The following is a 17,198-nucleotide window of genomic DNA, read 5'->3' on the forward strand; positions in this document are numbered from 1 at the left end:
GGGTGGAGCCGCGCAATCCCGATTGGGCCGCGCGTTGCCGGGCGAGTTTCGGCGATCAGGCGGTGATGGGCACGCTGGGCGTGTCCGTCGCCAGCCTTGCCCCCGGCAAGGTCACGCTGGAGATGCCGTTTCGCGCGGACCTGACGCAGCAGCACGGGTTCCTGCACGCGGGCGTCGTCACGACCGTGCTGGACAGTGCCTGCGGCTACGCTGCGTTTACCCTTATGGCGGCAGATGCCGAGGTGCTGACGGTCGAATTCAAATCAAACTTTCTGGCGCCGGCGCGAGGCGACGCGTTTCGCTTTGTCGGCGAGGTCGTGAAGGCCGGGCGCACGCTGATGGTGACGCGCGGCGATGCTTACGGCGTCGTGGACGGCCGCGAGGCGCTGGTCTCCACCATGCAGGCGACGATGATGGCCGTCACAGGCCACGCGGACGTGGCGCGGTGATCCTGACCGACAGCCCGGTCGGCCCGTTGGGCGCGGATGCCAGCGACGGGGCGATCACGCGGTTGATCTGGTGGCGGGGCGGCACGCTGACCGACGGGCCGCTGTTCGACCGGGCGCGGGCAGAGTTGCGAGCCTACTTCGACGGCGATTTGCAGCGGTTTACGCTGCCGCTGGCCCCGCAGGTATCGCAATTTCAGCGACAGTTCGGCGCGGCGCTTTGTGACATCCCTTACGGCGAAACGCGGACCTACGGTGATCTGGCAAAGTTGCTGGACCGTCCGGCACAGGCCATCGGGCAGGCCTGCGGGGCGAACCCGATCGCGATCCTGATTCCTTGCCACCGGGTGCTGAGCGCGAGCGGGCTTGGCGGCTATTCCGGCGCGGGCGGGGTGGAGGCAAAGGTGACGCTGCTGAAGCTGGAAGGGGCGGCGGGTTTGCTGATATGACGCTGACGGTGTTCCTTGCGGTGCTGGCGGCGGCGCTGCTGCATGCGGCGTGGAACGCAGGCGTCAAGACCGGCCTGAACAAGCAGGCGGCGATGCTGATTCTGACGGTCTGGCAGGGCGTGTTCGGGCTGCTGGTCGTGGTCTGGCGACCCTGGCCCGAAGCGGAGGTCTGGCCTTGGCTGATCGCCTCGGGTGTGGTGCATATGCTCTATCAGCTTTTCCTCGCCTACGCCTATGAGCAAGGCGACTTGAGCCGGGTCTATCCGCTGGCGCGCGGGTCCGCGCCGCTGATCGTGCTGATCGTGGGGCTGATGGTGCTGCCTGATCAGGTGCAACCGCTGGAATACCTGGGCGTCGCGGTGCTGGGGGCGGGGATCGTGCTGATGGCGCGGGGGGCGCTCATGTCGGGCGAAAGCCGCCGGTTGATCCCCTATGCGCTGGGGGCGGCCTGTGCCACGGCGGGCTATACGCTGATCGACGGGATCGGGGCGCGGATCAGCGGCGACCCGGTCACCTATGTGGGCTGGCTGTTGTTGATGGCGGCGTTCTTCTACCTGCCCGCCGTGGTGGCCCTGCGCGGCTGGATCACGGTGCGCGCGCGCCGGCGCGATTGGCTGCGCGGCGCGTGGATCGGGGCGGCATCGCTGATGGCATACGGGATCGTGGTCTGGGCGATGACGCAGGCGCCGATCGCGCTGGTGGCCGCGCTGCGCGAAACGTCGATCCTGTTCGCGGTGTTGCTGGGCTGGCTGTTCTTCGGCGACCGGATCGACCGGACCAAGATGGTCGCGGCCGGGCTGATCGTCTGTGGCGTGGTGCTGACGCGGCTCTAGAGCCTGTCGCCGTAGATCACCTGCTGTGCAGCGCCCGCGCCCAGCAGGTAGATCGAGGTCAACATCAGCCCGTAATGCGCCCAGCTTGCCGGGTCGAAATCGACCCAGGCCGCCCAGCCGGCAAAGAACGTCCAGGCCAGCGCGCAGGGCAGGGTCACGTTGCGCCAGCGTTCGGTGCGCACCGGATGCACGAACTTGATCGGCAAGAACATCGCGGCGGCCAGGATCGCGACGAGGATCAGCGAGACCCAGAAATCGGGCGCCAGCGCGAAAAGCACCAGCACCAGCATGTTCCAACAGCCCGGAAAGCCCCAAAACGAGTTGTCGGAGGTCTTCATCCGGCTGTCGGCGAAGTAGAGCGCGGAGGTGAAGGTGATGATGATGATCGCGACCCAGCCGGTCCAGCCGGGCAGAAGGCCCGATTTGAACAGCGCATAGGCAGGCACGAAAACATAGGTCAGGTAGTCGATGATCAGGTCGAGCAGCACCCCGTCGATCACCGGCGCGTTCGTCTTGACATCGTATTTGCGCGCCAGCGGCCCGTCGATCCCGTCGACGAAGAAGGCGACGACCAGCCACAGGAACATCAGCGACCATTTCTCGTCGACGGCGGCCAGCATGGCCAGCATGGCGAAGACGGCACCGGTTGCGGTGAACAGGTGAACGAGCAAGGCTTTTTGCGAAATGGTCATTGTGACTACATACCGGATTGAACCGGTGGGGCAATGCGTTGATTGCGCCGCTGGTTATGCCTTGGGGTGCGCCCGGTCATAAACTTCCATCAGGTGGGCGGTGTCGACGGCGGTATAGGCCTGCGTGGTGGACAGGCTGGCATGGCCCAGCAGTTCCTGGATCGCGCGCAGGTCTCCGCCTGCCGTCAGCAGGTGCGTGGCGAAGGAATGGCGCATCGCATGCGGAGTGGCTGTGGCGGGAAGGCCCAGTTGCAGGCGCGCCTTTTCCATCACCTTCTGCACGACACGCGGGTTCAACCGCCCGCCGCGCGCGCCGCGAAACAGCGGGGCATCCGGTTCGACGGGGTGCGGACACAGCCGCAGGTAGGTCGCCACCGCATCGCGGGCGGCGGGGATCACGGGGACCATGCGATCCTTGCCGCCCTTGCCGGTGATGACCAGCGTTTGCGGCAGCGGCACGGACGCGCCGGTGAGACCAAGTGCTTCGGATATGCGCAGCCCGCAACCGTAGAGCATAGTTACGACAGCGGCATCGCGGGCGGCGATCCATGGATCACGCGCCTGCATCTCGACCGTGTCGATCATGGCGCTTGCCGCGTCTTGGGCCAGCGGGCGGGGGAGTTTCTTTTGAAATTTCGGGCTGCGGGTGGACAGCACCGCGGTCGGCTCGAACCCTTCGCGGTCCGACAGCCAGCGGTAGAAGGATTTGACCGCCGACAGCTGCCGGGCCAGCGTGCGCGCGCCGACGCCACCGGCGCGGGCGTGGGCCATCCAGGCCCGCATGTCGCTGACTGTGATGCGGGACAGCGGGGCCAGCCCCTGCTGGCCACCGTGATGGTTGCCCATGAAGGCCAGAAAGCCCAGCACATCGGCCTGATAGGCCTTGAGCGTGTTGTCGGCGGCGTCGTTCAGCGCCGCCTGATGGTCCAACCAGGCGGCCAGCGCATTGGTCAGCGCAGGCGCGATCATGCGGTCAGCCAGCGCCGCATCGCCCGCTCGAACACGCCCGCAAAGAAGGTCAGCAGGTCGGTGCCCTGTTGCGGCGTGAACTGGTGCGGGTCTTCCGACCCCATGACCAGCATGCCGGGCAGGCGGCCCGCGCCGAAATCGAGTTTCAGGCAAGCCTCCGAGCGGATGTAATCGGCCTTGTCGCCGTAGATCGTGGCGTCTTCCGTCCGGGTCTGGCGCAGGGTGACCTGCCGCGTCGCCATGTTGCGCCCGCGGGTGATGTAGTCGTCGGCAAAGCCTACGGGCGCGATCATCAGCACGTCACCCATCTGGCCCACGGCGGGATCGTCGGCGGCGGCCTCGGATTCCAGCACAAGGCGCATGACGTCGACGCGCAGCGTGTCGGCGACGTCTCCGGCGAGGTCAGATAGGAAAAGTTCAAATTTAGTCGCGTCCATCATGCGCAGAACGGCGCGATGGACCTGATTTGTACCAGCGAGGTTTTCGTAGGCCGCGGCGATGACGGAGCGGTGGGTGTCTTCCAGCCGGTCCAGACGCGCCTCCAGCCGTTCCATCGCGATGCCGCGCAGATCGACGATGTTGGAACCCATCGACTGTTCGTTCGCGGCGACGAGCGCGCGCATAATATCCTGATCTTCCAACAGACTTTCGGGGTCGGAAATGATCTTTTCGCGGACGGAATCGTCCATCAAGGGTTTGCTGCTCATGTCTATCCTGTGCCTGCTCAAGCGATTTGTTTTGCGGGTTTGTAGCAGAGCGGGGCCGCAAACGCCGCCGGAAAATTGCGGTCCGGGCACAAAAAAACCTTTGACTGTGTCGTTTTACAGCCAAAGGTTCATGTATCGCGCGAATTGGCGCAGGCTAGAGGATTGTGATGCCGGCCTTTTTCACATCGGCCATGAAGCCGTCCAGCCCCTTGTCGGTCAGCACGTGGTTCGCCATCGCCTTGATGACGTTCGGCGGGGCGGTCGCGACGTCGGCACCGATCTTGGCGCATTCGGACATATGGTTGGCCGAGCGGATCGAGGCGGCGAGGATCTTGGTGTCGAACCCGTAGTTGTCGTAGATCGTGCGGATATCCTCGATCAGTTCCAGGCCGTCGGTGTTGATGTCGTCCAGACGCCCGATGAAGGGGCTGATGAAGGTGGCCCCGGCCTTGGCGGCGAGCAACGCCTGATTGGCGGAGAAGCACAGCGTCACGTTGACCATGGTGCCTTCCTCGGACAGTTTTTTGCAGGTTTGCAGACCGGCCCATGTCAGCGGCACCTTCACGGCGATATTGTCGGCGATCTTGGCCAGCTTGCGGCCCTCGGCCAGCATCGTGTCGGCGTCGAGTGCTACGACCTCTGCCGAGACCGGACCTTCGACCAGATCGCAGATTTCCTTTGTCACTTCGAGGATGTCGCGGCCGGATTTGGCGATCAGCGAGGGGTTCGTCGTCACACCGTCGACCATGCCAAGGGCATGCAGTTCCTTGATGGCGTCGATGTCGGCTGTATCTACAAAAAACTTCATGTGCGGTCTCCGGGTTGAATGGGATGTGCCGGGGTTGGCGTTTGTCGCACCAGCGTTTACCTCAAAGGGCGCGGGGCGGAAACCCGCATTGGGCCCGGGACGACATGACAGCAGGATTTTTCCATGAAAGCGATCTGGTCAGCGTTCTGACGACGCAACCGCTCGACCGTTTTCTGGACTACAAAGCGCCCGAGGGCGGCTGCCACCTAGGGGCTTTCGTGGAGGTGCCGTTGGGGCCGCGCAAAGTGATCGGTGTGGTCTGGGGGCCGGGGTCGGGCGATTTTGATTATGCCAAGGTGCGGTCGGTCATGCGTGTGCTGGACGTGGCGCCCATGCGGGACGAGATGCGCACGTTCCTGACCCGCGCCGCCGATTACACGCTGACGCCGCTGTCGGCGATGCTGCGGCTGGGCACACGCGCGCCGGGGCTGGGCGACAGCGTGGCGATGCGCAAGGTTTACAGGCTGGGTGAGGCAGAGCCGGACCGCGTGACGGCTGCCCGCACCAAGGTGCTGGAGGTGCTTAGGGATTATGGCGGGCTGTCCTTTACGCTGAAAGAACTGGCGGAGATGGCGGGCGTCGGCACATCTGTCGTCAAGGGATTGGCCAAGATGGGCTGCGTGCGCGAAGAGGATGCGCCGCGCGATACGCCTTATCCGACGCTCGATCCCGACTATGGCGGCAAGGCATTGAGCGACGATCAGGCGGCGGGGGCAGCGGCACTGCGCGCGGCGCTGCGGTCGGATGTTTATGGCACGACACTGCTGAAGGGCGTCACCGGATCGGGCAAGACGGAAGTCTATCTGGAGGCGGTGGCCGAATGCCTGCGCATGGGTCGTCAGGCGCTGGTGCTGTTGCCGGAGATCGCGCTGTCGGGAGAGTTCATCGACCGGGTGGAGGCGCGGTTCGGGATGAAACCCGCCGAGTGGCATTCTGGTGTCACCATGACAGAACGCCGCCGCTGCTGGCGCATGGTCGGGCAAGGGGATGCCCAACTGATCGTGGGGGCACGATCCGCACTGTTTCTGCCTTACCAGAACCTTGGCCTGATCGTCGTGGATGAGGAACATGACACGTCCTACAAGCAGGAGGACGGCGTGCTGTATAACGCCCGCGATATGGCGGTGCTGCGGGCGGCGATCAATGGGGCGCAGGTGGTACTGGCGTCGGCGACGCCAAGCCTCGAAAGCTGGGCGAATGTGGAAAGCGGCAAGTACAAGCGGTTGGAACTGACCTCGCGCTTTGGCGAGGCGGTGATGCCGAAAATGGCCGCCATCGACATGCGGGTCGAGGATGTGCCGGGGGGCAAATGGGTGTCGCCCGCATTGAAACGCGCGATTGCCGACCGGTTGGAGAAAGGCGAGCAATCGCTGATTTTCCTGAACCGCCGCGGCTATGCGCCGATCACGCTGTGCCGCGCCTGCGGGCATCAGATCGGCTGCGACCACTGCGACGCGCGGATGGTGGAACATCGGTTCCTGAAACGCCTGATGTGCCACCAGTGCGGCGAGACGAAGCCAATGCCGACGGCTTGTCCGTCGTGTGAGGCGGAGGACCGGCTGAGCGCCGTCGGGCCGGGCGTGGAGCGGATGGGTGAGGAGATTACGGCCCTGTTTCCCGATGCGCGGGTCGCGGTGCTGTCGTCGGACCTTTACGGTTCTGCCCGCGCGATGAAGGCGCATATCGCGGAGATCGCCGAGGGTGGCACAGACATCATCATCGGCACGCAACTGGTGGCGAAGGGGCATAATTTTCCGCTGCTGACGCTCGTGGGTGTTATCGACGCGGACCTGGGGCTACAGGGGTCCGACCTGCGCGCGGCGGAACGCACGTTTCAGCTGATGCGGCAGGTGGCGGGGCGTGCGGGGCGGGCCGAGACGCCGGGTGAGGCATTATTGCAGACCTACCAGCCGGAACATGGCGTGATCCGCGCAATCCTTGCAGGCGACGAGGAGGCGTTCTGGGCGGCGGAGGCAGCGGAACGCAAGGCGGCGGGCGTGCCCCCTTACGGGCGCATGGCAGGGATCATCCTGAGTTCGACGGACGTACAAGAGGTGTTCGACCTTGGCACGCAGATGGCCCGCCGCGACGCGCCCTTGCGCCGGATCGGGGCGCAGGTGTTCGGCCCGGCCCCCGCGCCGATTGCCCGCGTGCGCGGGCGGCATCGGGTGCGGTTACTGGTGAAGGCCGACAAGGCCGCGCCCTTGCAACAGGCGCTGGCGGAGTGGGCGGGACAGTTTCGCCTGAAGGGTGAGTTGCGGATGGCGATAGATATCGACCCGCAGAGTTTCTACTGATCCGCCATCAGGCGTGCATGCGCGCGGAAATGTGCGGCGGCGTCTTCGCGGCTGATTTTGCCCTGACCGAGATTTTCCATCATCGAAGCATGGCTTTCATCCGCAACGCTGTGAAGTGCAAAGCCGTTGTCAGTCAGAAACAGATCGGCGATCAGAAAGGCCGTCCGCTTGTTTCCGTCGACGAAAGGATGATTCCGCGAAACTGCCTCGGCATAACCGGCGGCCAGCATGAACAAATCTGTTTCGCCGTAAGCGAACAGATTGCGTGGTCTGGCCAAGGCGGATTCAAGTAGAGAAACATCACGCACGCCCCTCGCCCCGCCCGCAATGTCGATTGCGACGTCATGCAGGGCGAGGGCGTCCGCGATGGTAGACCAGCGTGGCTCCGTCACCGGTCGGCCAGTGCGATCAGCGTATCACGGTGGACCTCTGCCCGTTCACGGATCAGGCGCAGACGGTCGGCATCGACCTCCGTCTCATCCCCCACGAGCCGCTTGTAGTCCTCGGCGGACAGCAGCACGAGGCGGTCGCGGTTGTGGCTGGTGACGATCACCGGTTCGGTCATGGCGACGTCGCTGAACTTGCCGATGTTGTTCTTGAATTCGGTGGCCGAAATGCGTGCCATGCGAAGCTCCTTTGTGCTTTTGCTCCATTTGGCACAAAATGGCCATTTTGTCCATATGCATTCACTCTCGCACAGTCGTATCAATCGTCGTATGGCTGGAATTATGAAAATTGTTCGCCTTGCCGATGCCCGCCAGCTGCCGTTCTGGCAGCGGCCTGTCACCCTACTGTTCCTCATGGCCGTGGGGATGCCGATTGCGTTCAACACGTGGTCAGCGCTTCTGAATAACTTCGTGATCGAGGTGGCGGATTTCGATGGGTCGGACATCGGCTGGCTGCATACCGTGCGTGAGATTCCGGGGTTTCTGGCGATCGGTGTGATCGCGATCATCATCTTCATCCGCGAACAGATCGTGGGGCTGGTGTCGCTATTGATGCTGGGGGTGGCAACGGCATTGACCGCGCATTTCCCGACGATGGGCGGTATCCTGACACTGACGATGCTGTCGTCCATCGGATTTCACTACTACGAGACGGTGAATCAGAGCCTGCAATTGCAGTGGATCAACATCAAACGCGCGCCGCAGATGCTTGGCTGGCTGATGGCAGCGGGGTCGCTGGCGACGCTGGTGGCCTATGTGGTGATCGTGCTGACCTGGCGGACGTTCGATCTGAGCTACAACTTCGTCTACATGACTTCCGGCGGGATCACGGCCTGCATCGCGATCTTCGCGTTTCTGGCCTATCCTCAGTTCGAATCCCCCAATCCGCAGAACAAGACCATGGTGCTGCGCAAACGCTACTGGCTGTATTACGCGCTGCAATTCATGTCGGGCGCGCGGCGGCAGATTTTCGTGGTCTTCGCGGGCTTCATGATGGTCGAGAAATTCGGCTTCAAGGTGCATGAGATCACGGCGCTTTACATGATCAACCTGATCGCCAACATGATCTTCGCGCCGCTCATGGGGCGGCTGGTCACGCTGTTCGGGGAACGGCGTGCGCTCTTGTTCGAATATACCGGGCTGGTGATCGTGTTCCTGTGCTACGGCGGGCTTTACTACTTCGGCTGGGGCGTGCTGCTGGCGGCGGTACTTTACGTGATCGACCACATCTTTTTCGCGCTGGCACTGGCGCTGAAGACCTATTTTCAGAAGATCGCGGACCCGGCCGATATCGCGCCTACCGCCGCTGTCGCCTTTACGATCAACCATATCGCGGCGGTGTTCCTGCCTGCCGCCCTAGGCTATCTCTGGCTGGTGTCGCCGGCGGGTGTGTTCCTGCTGGCGGCGGGGATGGCTGCTGTGTCGTTCCTGCTGGCGCTGCTGATCCCGCGCCATCCGGGGCCAGGGCATGAAACGGTGTTTCAGTCGCGGCTGCTGGCACCCGCTGCCTGACGGGAACCCGATTGAACGGCGCGCGTTCGCACCTATATGCTGGCGGAACCCCAGCGACAGGAGCCGCATATGTTTTTCATGAACCGCGCGAAGTCAGAAATGGTGACACCGGACGCCGCCCTGCCGGGCCGCGACACTGCTATCCCAACCGAAGACACGCATTTCGTGCTGGGCACGCCGCTGAGTGCCGACGTGCCGTTCGGCATGAAAGAGGCGATGTTCGGGATGGGATGTTTCTGGGGCGTGGAGCGGATGTTCTGGAAGCTGGACGGCGTCTATTCCACGATGGTGGGTTACGCCGGAGGCTATACCCCCAACGCGACCTATGAAGAGGTATGCAGCGGCAAAACCGGCCATAACGAGGTTGTCCGGGTGATCTACGATCCCTCCGAGATCAGTTATGACAAGCTGTTGCAGACATTCTGGGAAGGGCATGACCCGACGCAGGGGATGCGGCAGGGCAACGACATGGGCACGCAATACCGGTCGGGCATCTACACCTATTCCGACGGCCAGAAGAAGGCGGCCGAAGCCTCGCGCGAGGCCTTCGCGCCGCGTCTGGCCGAGGCGGGTTATGGCCCGATCACGACCGAGATCGTGGACGCGCCGGAATTCTATTTTGCCGAAGGCTATCACCAGCAGTATCTTGCCAAGAACCCGGCGGGGTATTGCGGCATCGGCGGGACGGGGGTGACCTGTCCCATCGGGGTCGGTGTCTAGCCCGCGCGTATCCGACTATCACCGGCCCATTCTGCCACGAGTGGGCTGGTGGGTCGTGACCATCCTGCTGTTTCCGCTGCTGGCCTGTCAGATCGCCTGGACGCTCTTGCGCACGCCGTCGATGCCGGAGCCGCCCGGTGCCCGCGAGGGGATTACCGGCTATACCGATGCGCCGCTCGTGCGGGTGCTGGTGCTGGGCGATTCATCCGCCGCCGGTGTCGGCGTCGACCATCAGCAGGAGGCGCTGTCAGGGCAGCTTGTCCGGCGGCTGGTGAACAATGGATGGCTGGTGAAATGGCGGATGGTCGCCAAGATCGGCGCGCGCACCCGCGACACCATCGACCGGCTGCGCGCCGCCGAAGTGGGTGAGGTCGACGTCGTGGTGATCGGGCTGGGTGTCAACGATGCGACGCACCTTGTGCCCGAACGGCGCTGGCTGAACGAGACGGATGCGCTGCTCGATCTGATCGCAAGGGAACTGGGCGACCCGATCGTTTTGCTTGCCGGATTCCCGCCGGTGGAGAAATTTCCCGCGATGGGCCGCCCGCTGCGCGACATCATGGGCTGGCGCGCGAAACTGATGGACAAGTCCCGGCAGGGGGCCTGTGCCGAACGGCTGCGCGTCGTGCATCTGCCATTCGATATGCCACTGACGCCTGCGCATATGGCGATGGACGGCTTTCACCCCGGTCCCGAAGTCTATGAGCGCTGGGCCGAGGTCGCGGTGCAGGCCTGGCACAACGCGCAGGGGCGGCGCGGCATTGACCTGATGGAATTCACGGCCTAACGCAGCGGTGCACTACGCGAAGGGCCGCGCCATGACATCCTATTCCGCACTCACCACAATGAAGAGCGAAGAAATCGCGCTGACTCTGGCCGACGCGCTGGAAGCGCTGGAGCCGGAACCCACGGGCGTCGGTGTGTTCGAGGTGGAGGACGGATCGGGCCTTTGGGAGGTCGGCGCCTATTTCGACGAAAGGCCCGACATTGCGGCACTGGAGGTGCTGACGGCGGTGCATGGCGTCAAATCCTTCGTCGTATCCGAGGTGCCGGATATCGACTGGGTCGCGCATGTCCGACGCGAACTGGCACCTGTGCACGCGGGGCGGTTCTTCGTCTACGGATCGCATGACGCGGACAAGGTGCCCGACGGCTGCACGCCGCTGCTGATCGAGGCCGCGATGGCATTCGGCACCGGACATCATGGCACGACCCTTGGGTGCCTGCGCGCGTTCGACCGGCTGGTGAATGCGGGGTTTGCGGATGGCAAGGTGATCGACGTGGGCTGCGGCACGGCAGTGCTTGCGATGGCGGCGGCGCAGGTGGTGCCCAGCGTGGTACTGGCCAGCGATATCGACCCCGTGGCCGTGGACGTTGCAGCGGCAAACGTCGCGGCCAACGGGCTCAATGGCCGTGTGCAATGCGTGGTGGCCGCCGGGTTCGATGCGCCTGCGCTGAATGACGCCGGCCCCTATGATCTGGTCTTCGCCAACATCCTGAAAGGACCCCTGATCGGGCTAGCACCGGATATGTCTGCGGCCACGGCACCGGGCGGCCATGTGATTCTATCCGGTATCCTGAACACGCAGGCCGACGAGGTGATCGGCGTTTATCGCGAAAACGGATACAGTCTGTTGCACCGCGACGAAATTGTTGAGTGGACGACGCTGACGCTAGTGAAATGAGGCCGTATTCTCTTTATTTTTAGGTGGTTTTGAGGCGTCTGCCCAACTTTCGCCACATTTCGGAGAGAATTTGGACACCGTGAAGTGGGGGCTTCATTCGAGGTGCTGCCATGGCGATTTCTGCCAACGTCCCATTCAACAAGCGCCTGCGCCGGATTGTGCGTCGTCACAACCGCATGGTGCATGGTGTGTCCCACAAGCTGAACCGTGATGGCCTGATCACGGCGCATCCCCGCATCTACAACCCGCGTTTTCCGCTCCGCGGCCTGCTTATGGTGCTGTGTGCGATGTTCGTCTTCAAGGGGTATGTCTATGCCGACCTGGGCGCGCAAAGCTATAACGAGCGCGTCGCCGCACTGGCCGACGGATCGTTCATCGAACAGGCGGGTGCCTGGCTGATGGCCGCCGATCCGGCGACGGTGATCGTGGGCGATCTGATCCGCGAAATCATCCGCTGACCGCGCATTCGGGCTGTGTCGCGCCGGTCTGCTCCGGCGCGCATGGCGCGAGGCATTTTCCGGCAGCAAAAAAGGCCACGCCGCGTGTTTGCGGCGTGGCCTTTTGCGCGGTGCGGACGGGTGGGAGAAGCCCGTCGCCCCGGGCGTGGTGCTCAGCGCAGGGCGCGGGTCGCGACGGCTTCGATGTCGGCGTGGCACAGGCCGATGTCTTCCAGTTCGCGCGCGGACAGCGCGGAGAGGGATTTGCGCGTCACACGCGCGTCATTCCAGGCGGCCAGCGCACCGAAGGCGTTGGAAATGAAAGCTGCAAAGCCGGTGCCGGATGCGGCGGCGAGTGGGCGGGTGGTGTCAAAAGCGGCCATGGGGGCGTTCCTTGAGGTGTATGCTGCGGCGCAGCGTGTCATTGATACACGGCAGATAGTCGGGCCATTCACGGTGGACTAGGGGGATTTTCGGCATATGAGATATGCGTTCATAACATGCCTCATTTTTCGGCAGTTCTTCTGAAAATCATATAAATTTCAATTTATTGACCGATAGGGTGTTTGTCCGGTCGTGCTGCGTCAGCCGCCGACGTGGCGTCACGTCCGTCAGCCGCACCGAACCAAAGCGCTTTGCGTTTGTTCGCCTTTTGTGCTAACGCGGGTAAAACCGCCCGAAAGTGGCGTTGCAAAGAGGGCGGCAGATGCGTGTTTTGGGAATCGATCCCGGCCTGCGGAACATGGGCTGGGGTATCATTGATGTCGACGGCGCGCGGTTGCGCCATGTCGGCAACGGGGTCTGTCAGTCGCAGAGCGGTGACCTCGCCCCGCGTCTTCTGTCGCTCTATGAACAGCTTTCGGACGTCATGCACCGGTTTCAGCCGAACACGGCGGCCGTCGAGCAGACCTTCGTGAACAAGGATGCGGTCGGCACCTTGAAACTGGGACAGGCGCGGGGGATCGCCCTGCTGGTGCCGGCGCAGGCCGGGATCGCGATCGGCGAATACGCCCCCAACGCGGTGAAAAAGACGGTGGTGGGTGTGGGCCACGCGGCCAAGGCGCAGATCGACCACATGGTGAAGATCCAGTTGCCGGGCGTGGTGATCGCCGGGCCGGATGCCGCCGACGCGCTTGCCATCGCGATCTGTCACGCGCACCACATGCAATCCGCCGGTCATCTGAGCCGCGCCATCGCGCGGGCCGCGTCATGATCGGCAAGATTGCCGGTGTGCTGGACTACCGCGCGGCGGACCACGTGCTGATCGACGTGCGCGGCGTGGGTTACGTCGTGTATGTGTCCGACCGGGTGATGGCCGGATTGCCGGGGCCGGGCGAGGCGGTGGCACTTTATACCGATCTGCTGGTGCGCGAGGACAACTTGCAGCTGTTCGGTTTCACCACGCTGGTGGAAAAGGAATGGCATCGTCTGCTGATGTCGGTGCAGGGGATCGGGGCGAAGGCGTCGATGGCGATTCTGGGCACGCTGGGTGACGACGGGGTCAGCCGCGCGATTGCGCTGGGCGATTGGAGTGCTGTGGCCAAGGCCAAAGGTGTGGGACCGAAGACCGCGCAGCGCGTGATCATCGAATTGAAAGACAAGGCCCCTGGCGTGATGGCGATGGGCGGCACATTGGCCGAAGCGACCGGCGACTCGGTGATCGAGGATGCCACGCCTGCCCGCAAACGCCCGGCGGCCGTCCGGGCCAACCCCGCACAGTCAGAGGCGCTGTCTGCGCTTGGCAACCTCGGCTACGCCCCCGGCGATGCGGCGGGTGCCGTGGCAGAGGCGCTGGGTAACGATCCGGCGCTGGACACGTCGGGCCTGATCCGCGCAGCCTTGAAGCTGCTGGCCCCGAAGGGGTAGAGATGGCCTGTGCAAGAACCTGACCCCACCCTGCGGCCCGACCGCCAGCCGGAAGATGCGGACCGCGCGCTCAGGCCACAGACGCTGGATGAGTTCATCGGGCAGCGGCAGGCGCGGGCGAACCTCAAGGTATTCATAGAAAGTGCACGCAGGCGTGGCGAGGCGATGGACCACGCGCTGTTTCACGGGCCCCCCGGATTGGGGAAGACAACGCTGGCGCAGATCATGGCGCGGGAGTTGGGCGTAAATTTCCGCATGACATCCGGGCCGGTGCTGGCCAAGGCGGGCGATCTTGCCGCGATCCTGACCAATCTGGAAGCCCGCGACGTGCTGTTCATCGACGAGATTCACCGGCTGAATCCGGCGGTGGAAGAGGTGCTTTACCCGGCGCTGGAGGATTTCGAGCTTGATCTGGTGATTGGTGAAGGCCCCGCCGCGCGCACCGTGCGGATCGAATTGCAGCCGTTCACGCTGGTGGGCGCCACGACGCGGATGGGCTTGCTGACGACCCCGCTGCGCGATCGCTTCGGGATTCCCACCCGGCTGGAGTTCTATACCGAGGACGAGTTGCACGAGATCGTCACCCGCGGCGCGCGGCTGATGGGAGCACCCGCCGCCGATCTGGGTGCGCGCGAGATTGCGAAACGCGCACGCGGCACGCCGCGCATCGCAGGGCGGCTGTTGCGGCGGGTCGTGGATTTCGCCGTGGTCGAGGGTGATGGTACGGTCACGCAGGCGATTGCCGACATGGCGCTGACGCGGCTGGGCGTGGATCATCTGGGGCTGGACAATGCCGACCGGCGCTATCTGCGCCTGATCGCGGAAAGCTATGGTGGCGGGCCGGTCGGGATCGAGACGATGTCGGCGGCGCTGTCCGAAAGCCGCGACAGCTTGGAGGACGTGATCGAGCCGTATCTGCTGCAGAAGGGGCTGATCCAGCGCACCCCGCGCGGGCGGATGCTGGCGCAGGCGGCGTGGCGGCACCTGGGGATCGACCCGCCCAAAGGGCAGGACGATCTGTTTGCTTGAAACGGAGGATGCCTCCGGCGGGAGTATTTGGGGCAAGATAATGACGAGTGACGAGATAGCCGGTTTCTTTACGCGCGCAGACGGGCGGTATCTGTGCGCGCGCTGGGGGCGACCCATCGTGCCGGTCGTGTTCGGCGTGGACGAGAAAACCCTGTCCGTCTTCAAGGGCGCGTTCGAGGCGGTCGTGACGCTGGCCCGGCACAGGATGGCCGAGACGGATGCCGAACTGGGTGCCAACCTGATGGTGTTCTTCTGTCAGGATTGGGACGAGTTGCCGGAGGTGCCGCATCTGGAAAAGCTGGTGCCGGACCTTGGCCCGCTTGTCGGGCGGCTGAAACGGGCCGACGCCAACCAGTACCGGATATTCCGGTTCGACGACCGGCGGGCGATCCGCGCGGCTTTCGTGTTCATTCGTATGGACGAGAACCTGCAAGCGGTCGGCGCGGATACGCTGGCGCTGTCACAGGCGGTGCAGACGATCTTGCTGTGGTCCGACACGGCGTTCGACGACAAACCGCCCCTGGCGCTCGTGAACGGCAACACGGTACTGCGCCCGGACGTGGCGGCGGTGATCCGTGCGGCCTATGACCCGGTGATGCCGGCAGTCGCGGATGACGCGAGCCACGCGCTGCGGCTGGCGGCCCGGATGGAGCGGGTGCAATGACCCATCGCCTGCCTGTGCGCGTCTATTACGAAGACACCGACATGGCGGGGATCGTCTATTACGCCAACTATCTGAAGTATATCGAGCGGGGCCGGTCGGAACTCGTGCGTGAACTGGGGATGGACCAGCGCGCGATGCGGGACGCGGGGATCGTTTTCGTCGTCACCCGGGTGGAGGCGGACTATCTGGCACCGGCCCGGATCGACGATGCGCTGGAGGTGGTGACGACGCATCGCGCCGCATCACCCGTGCGCTGGGTTTTCACGCAGGAGGTGCGCCGGGGTGATACCGTGCTGTTTCGCGCCATCGTGACCGCCGTTTGCATGACGGTGGATGGCAGGCCGACGCGGCTGCCGGCGGAACTTCGCCGAAAACCGGGCTAGGTTTTCGCCGCCCTCACGCGGGATTGGTTGGATTTCCCCAAGCGGTTGGGCTAGGCTCCTGCGCAATCAGAGCCCACAATCGGGCCGGATCAAAGAGCAGGCATATGGAAGCAGCACACGAATTCACAATGTGGGCCTTGTTCGCCCGCGCCACTATCACCGTGAAACTGGTGATCATCATGCTGATCGCCGCATCCGTGTGGTGCTGGGCCGTGATCATCGACAAGATCATCCAGTATCGCCGCGCCCGGCGCGAGGCGGCCCGTTTCGACGCGGCCTTCTGGTCGGGCGAGCCGCTGGACGGGCTGTTCGACCAGATCGGCACATCGCCCAAGGGGCAAAGTCAGAAGATTTTTGCCGCAGGCATGCTGGAATGGCGTCGGTCGCACCGGCAGGACGGCGGGTTGATCGCGGGCGCGCAGGCGCGGATCGACCGATCCATGGACGTGGCCATCGCGAAGGAGGCCGCGCGCCTGCAGCGTGGGTTGCCGGTGCTGGCGACGGTTGGATCGACGGCCCCGTTTGTCGGACTGTTCGGCACGGTCTGGGGCATCATGAACGCTTTTATCGAGATTGCGGAGGCGCAGAACACCAACCTGGCCGTCGTGGCACCGGGCATCGCCGAGGCGCTGCTGGCCACCGGGCTTGGCCTTCTGGCCGCTATCCCCGCCGTCATTTTCTACAACAAGCTGTCGGCGGACAGTGACCGCATCGTCGCGGGCTACGAAGCCTTTGCCGATGAATTCGCGACCATCCTGTCGCGTCAGCTGGACAGCTAGCCATGGGTGCGGGTGTCATGAAATCGAGCGATGGTGGCGGGCGCAGGCAGCGCCGCCGCGCGCGCCGCTCGCAGCCGATGTCGGAGATCAACGTCACGCCCTTCGTCGACGTGATGCTGGTGCTGCTGATCATCTTCATGGTCGCGGCCCCGCTATTGACGGTCGGCGTGCCGGTAGAACTGCCCAAGACCGCCGCAAACGCCCTGCCGACGGATGAGGAGGAGCCGTTGACGGTGACGATCACCGCTGGCGGCGAAATCCAGATCCAGAACACCGTCACTGCACCTGACGAGCTGATCGGCAAGTTGCAGGCGATTGCCGCCGAACGCAGCAGCGACCGGATATTCCTGCGCGCGGACGGGGCCAACGACTGGAACACCGTGGCCGAGATCATGGGCGCGCTGAACGCCGGTGGCTTTTCCAATATCGGGCTTGTGACGGACATCGCCTTGCCGGGCGAGGCGTTGGGCAACTGA

23 protein-coding genes are annotated in these 17,198 nt (G+C 64.1%); 16 read left to right on the forward strand and 7 right to left on the reverse strand.

The genetic code is table 11. The annotated features are described in order from the left end of the window. Positions 1-2 precede the first annotated feature (2 nt). From AC04PH_RS14835 to AC04PH_RS14845, 3 genes are read left to right on the forward strand one after another with little or no spacing between them, the layout of a single operon-like run. Positions 3-449, forward strand: coding sequence for a PaaI family thioesterase (locus tag AC04PH_RS14835; protein WP_483066594.1), 447 nt, complete (start codon positions 3-5; stop codon positions 447-449). Next, the gene (locus AC04PH_RS14840; RefSeq protein WP_483066595.1) at positions 446-895 is read left to right on the forward strand and encodes a methylated-DNA--[protein]-cysteine S-methyltransferase; all 450 of its coding nucleotides are present in this window, start codon (positions 446-448) and stop codon (positions 893-895) included. Before AC04PH_RS14835 ends, AC04PH_RS14840 begins: the two co-directional genes overlap by 4 nt. Further along, positions 892-1,728, forward strand: a complete 837-nt coding sequence (locus AC04PH_RS14845) for a DMT family transporter (protein ID WP_483066596.1) — start codon at positions 892-894, stop codon at positions 1,726-1,728. Before AC04PH_RS14840 ends, AC04PH_RS14845 begins: the two co-directional genes overlap by 4 nt. Here AC04PH_RS14845 and AC04PH_RS14850 read toward each other — a convergent pair. The 4 genes from AC04PH_RS14850 to fsa form a co-directional block, all read right to left on the reverse strand. Further along, a complete protein-coding gene (locus AC04PH_RS14850) occupies positions 1,725-2,420 on the reverse strand; it encodes a CDP-alcohol phosphatidyltransferase family protein (RefSeq protein ID WP_483066597.1) in 696 nt (231 codons plus the stop codon). The genes AC04PH_RS14845 and AC04PH_RS14850 overlap by 4 nt on opposite strands. 54 nt (positions 2,421-2,474) lie before the next feature. Then, positions 2,475-3,389 (reverse strand): tyrosine recombinase XerC, encoded by a 915-nt coding sequence (locus AC04PH_RS14855; RefSeq protein ID WP_483066598.1) that lies wholly within the window; start codon positions 3,387-3,389, stop codon positions 2,475-2,477. Further along, positions 3,386-4,096, reverse strand: a complete 711-nt coding sequence (locus tag AC04PH_RS14860; RefSeq protein WP_483066599.1) for a DUF484 family protein — start codon at positions 4,094-4,096, stop codon at positions 3,386-3,388. The genes AC04PH_RS14855 and AC04PH_RS14860 overlap by 4 nt, the downstream gene beginning before the upstream one ends. Positions 4,097-4,250: 154 nt before the next feature. After that, complete coding sequence (fsa, locus tag AC04PH_RS14865; protein ID WP_483066600.1) at positions 4,251-4,904, reverse strand: fructose-6-phosphate aldolase; 654 nt, start codon at positions 4,902-4,904, stop codon at positions 4,251-4,253. Between the two features lie 104 nt (positions 4,905-5,008). Here fsa and AC04PH_RS14870 point away from each other — a divergent pair, with 104 nt between their 5' ends. Continuing rightward, positions 5,009-7,201: a primosomal protein N' gene (locus AC04PH_RS14870; RefSeq protein ID WP_483066601.1), complete on the forward strand. Its 2,193-nt coding sequence runs from the start codon at positions 5,009-5,011 to the stop codon at positions 7,199-7,201. On the opposite strand, the gene AC04PH_RS14875 is transcribed toward AC04PH_RS14870, so the two are convergent. Next, entirely contained in the window at positions 7,195-7,593 is a 399-nt protein-coding gene (locus AC04PH_RS14875; protein ID WP_483066602.1) for a type II toxin-antitoxin system death-on-curing family toxin, read from the reverse strand. The two genes, AC04PH_RS14870 and AC04PH_RS14875, sit on opposite strands and share 7 nt — an antisense overlap. Continuing rightward, a complete protein-coding gene (locus AC04PH_RS14880; protein WP_483066603.1) occupies positions 7,590-7,826 on the reverse strand; it encodes a type II toxin-antitoxin system prevent-host-death family antitoxin in 237 nt (78 codons plus the stop codon). Before AC04PH_RS14880 ends, AC04PH_RS14875 begins: the two co-directional genes overlap by 4 nt. Positions 7,827-7,929: 103 nt before the next feature. On the opposite strand from AC04PH_RS14880, the gene AC04PH_RS14885 reads away from it, so the two are divergent. The 5 genes from AC04PH_RS14885 to AC04PH_RS14905 all read left to right on the forward strand — a co-directional run bounded on the left by AC04PH_RS14885 (position 7,930) and on the right by AC04PH_RS14905 (position 12,022). Next, positions 7,930-9,159, forward strand: a complete 1,230-nt coding sequence (locus AC04PH_RS14885) for an MFS transporter (protein WP_483066604.1) — start codon at positions 7,930-7,932, stop codon at positions 9,157-9,159. 69 nt (positions 9,160-9,228) lie between these two features. Continuing rightward, a complete protein-coding gene (gene msrA, locus AC04PH_RS14890; RefSeq protein WP_483066605.1) occupies positions 9,229-9,879 on the forward strand; it encodes a peptide-methionine (S)-S-oxide reductase MsrA in 651 nt (216 codons plus the stop codon). A gap of 55 nt (positions 9,880-9,934) precedes the next feature. After that, positions 9,935-10,666 carry an SGNH/GDSL hydrolase family protein gene (locus tag AC04PH_RS14895; RefSeq protein ID WP_483066606.1) on the forward strand — a complete coding sequence of 244 codons (732 nt, stop codon included), beginning with the start codon at positions 9,935-9,937 and terminating at the stop codon, positions 10,664-10,666. A gap of 31 nt (positions 10,667-10,697) precedes the next feature. Continuing rightward, positions 10,698-11,564 (forward strand): 50S ribosomal protein L11 methyltransferase, encoded by an 867-nt coding sequence (locus AC04PH_RS14900; protein WP_483066607.1) that lies wholly within the window; start codon positions 10,698-10,700, stop codon positions 11,562-11,564. Positions 11,565-11,674: 110 nt separating this feature from the next. Continuing rightward, positions 11,675-12,022 (forward strand): hypothetical protein, encoded by a 348-nt coding sequence (locus AC04PH_RS14905; protein WP_483066608.1) that lies wholly within the window; start codon positions 11,675-11,677, stop codon positions 12,020-12,022. 152 nt (positions 12,023-12,174) lie between these two features. Here AC04PH_RS14905 and AC04PH_RS14910 read toward each other — a convergent pair whose 3' ends face one another. Further along, positions 12,175-12,384: a DUF1127 domain-containing protein gene (locus AC04PH_RS14910; RefSeq protein WP_483066609.1), complete on the reverse strand. Its 210-nt coding sequence runs from the start codon at positions 12,382-12,384 to the stop codon at positions 12,175-12,177. Between the two features lie 323 nt (positions 12,385-12,707). On the opposite strand from AC04PH_RS14910, the gene ruvC reads away from it, so the two are divergent. From ruvC to AC04PH_RS14945, 7 genes are all read left to right on the forward strand, one after another. After that, positions 12,708-13,214, forward strand: coding sequence for a crossover junction endodeoxyribonuclease RuvC (gene ruvC / locus AC04PH_RS14915; protein ID WP_483066610.1), 507 nt, complete (start codon positions 12,708-12,710; stop codon positions 13,212-13,214). Then, positions 13,211-13,867 (forward strand): Holliday junction branch migration protein RuvA, encoded by a 657-nt coding sequence (ruvA, locus tag AC04PH_RS14920; RefSeq protein WP_483066611.1) that lies wholly within the window; start codon positions 13,211-13,213, stop codon positions 13,865-13,867. Before ruvC ends, ruvA begins: the two co-directional genes overlap by 4 nt. 9 nt (positions 13,868-13,876) lie before the next feature. Next, complete coding sequence (ruvB, locus tag AC04PH_RS14925) at positions 13,877-14,896, forward strand: Holliday junction branch migration DNA helicase RuvB (RefSeq protein ID WP_483066612.1); 1,020 nt, start codon at positions 13,877-13,879, stop codon at positions 14,894-14,896. 40 nt (positions 14,897-14,936) lie between these two features. Further along, positions 14,937-15,560, forward strand: a complete 624-nt coding sequence (locus AC04PH_RS14930) for a hypothetical protein (protein ID WP_483066613.1) — start codon at positions 14,937-14,939, stop codon at positions 15,558-15,560. Then, on the forward strand, positions 15,557-15,943 hold the full coding sequence (gene ybgC, locus AC04PH_RS14935; protein WP_483066614.1) for a tol-pal system-associated acyl-CoA thioesterase: 387 nt from the start codon (positions 15,557-15,559) through the stop codon (positions 15,941-15,943). Before AC04PH_RS14930 ends, ybgC begins: the two co-directional genes overlap by 4 nt. 104 nt (positions 15,944-16,047) lie before the next feature. After that, entirely contained in the window at positions 16,048-16,722 is a 675-nt protein-coding gene (gene tolQ, locus AC04PH_RS14940) for a protein TolQ (RefSeq protein ID WP_483066615.1), read from the forward strand. A gap of 2 nt (positions 16,723-16,724) precedes the next feature. Continuing rightward, entirely contained in the window at positions 16,725-17,198 is a 474-nt protein-coding gene (locus tag AC04PH_RS14945) for an ExbD/TolR family protein (RefSeq protein WP_483066616.1), read from the forward strand.

This window comes from Yoonia sp. KMU-150 (assembly GCF_056858355.1).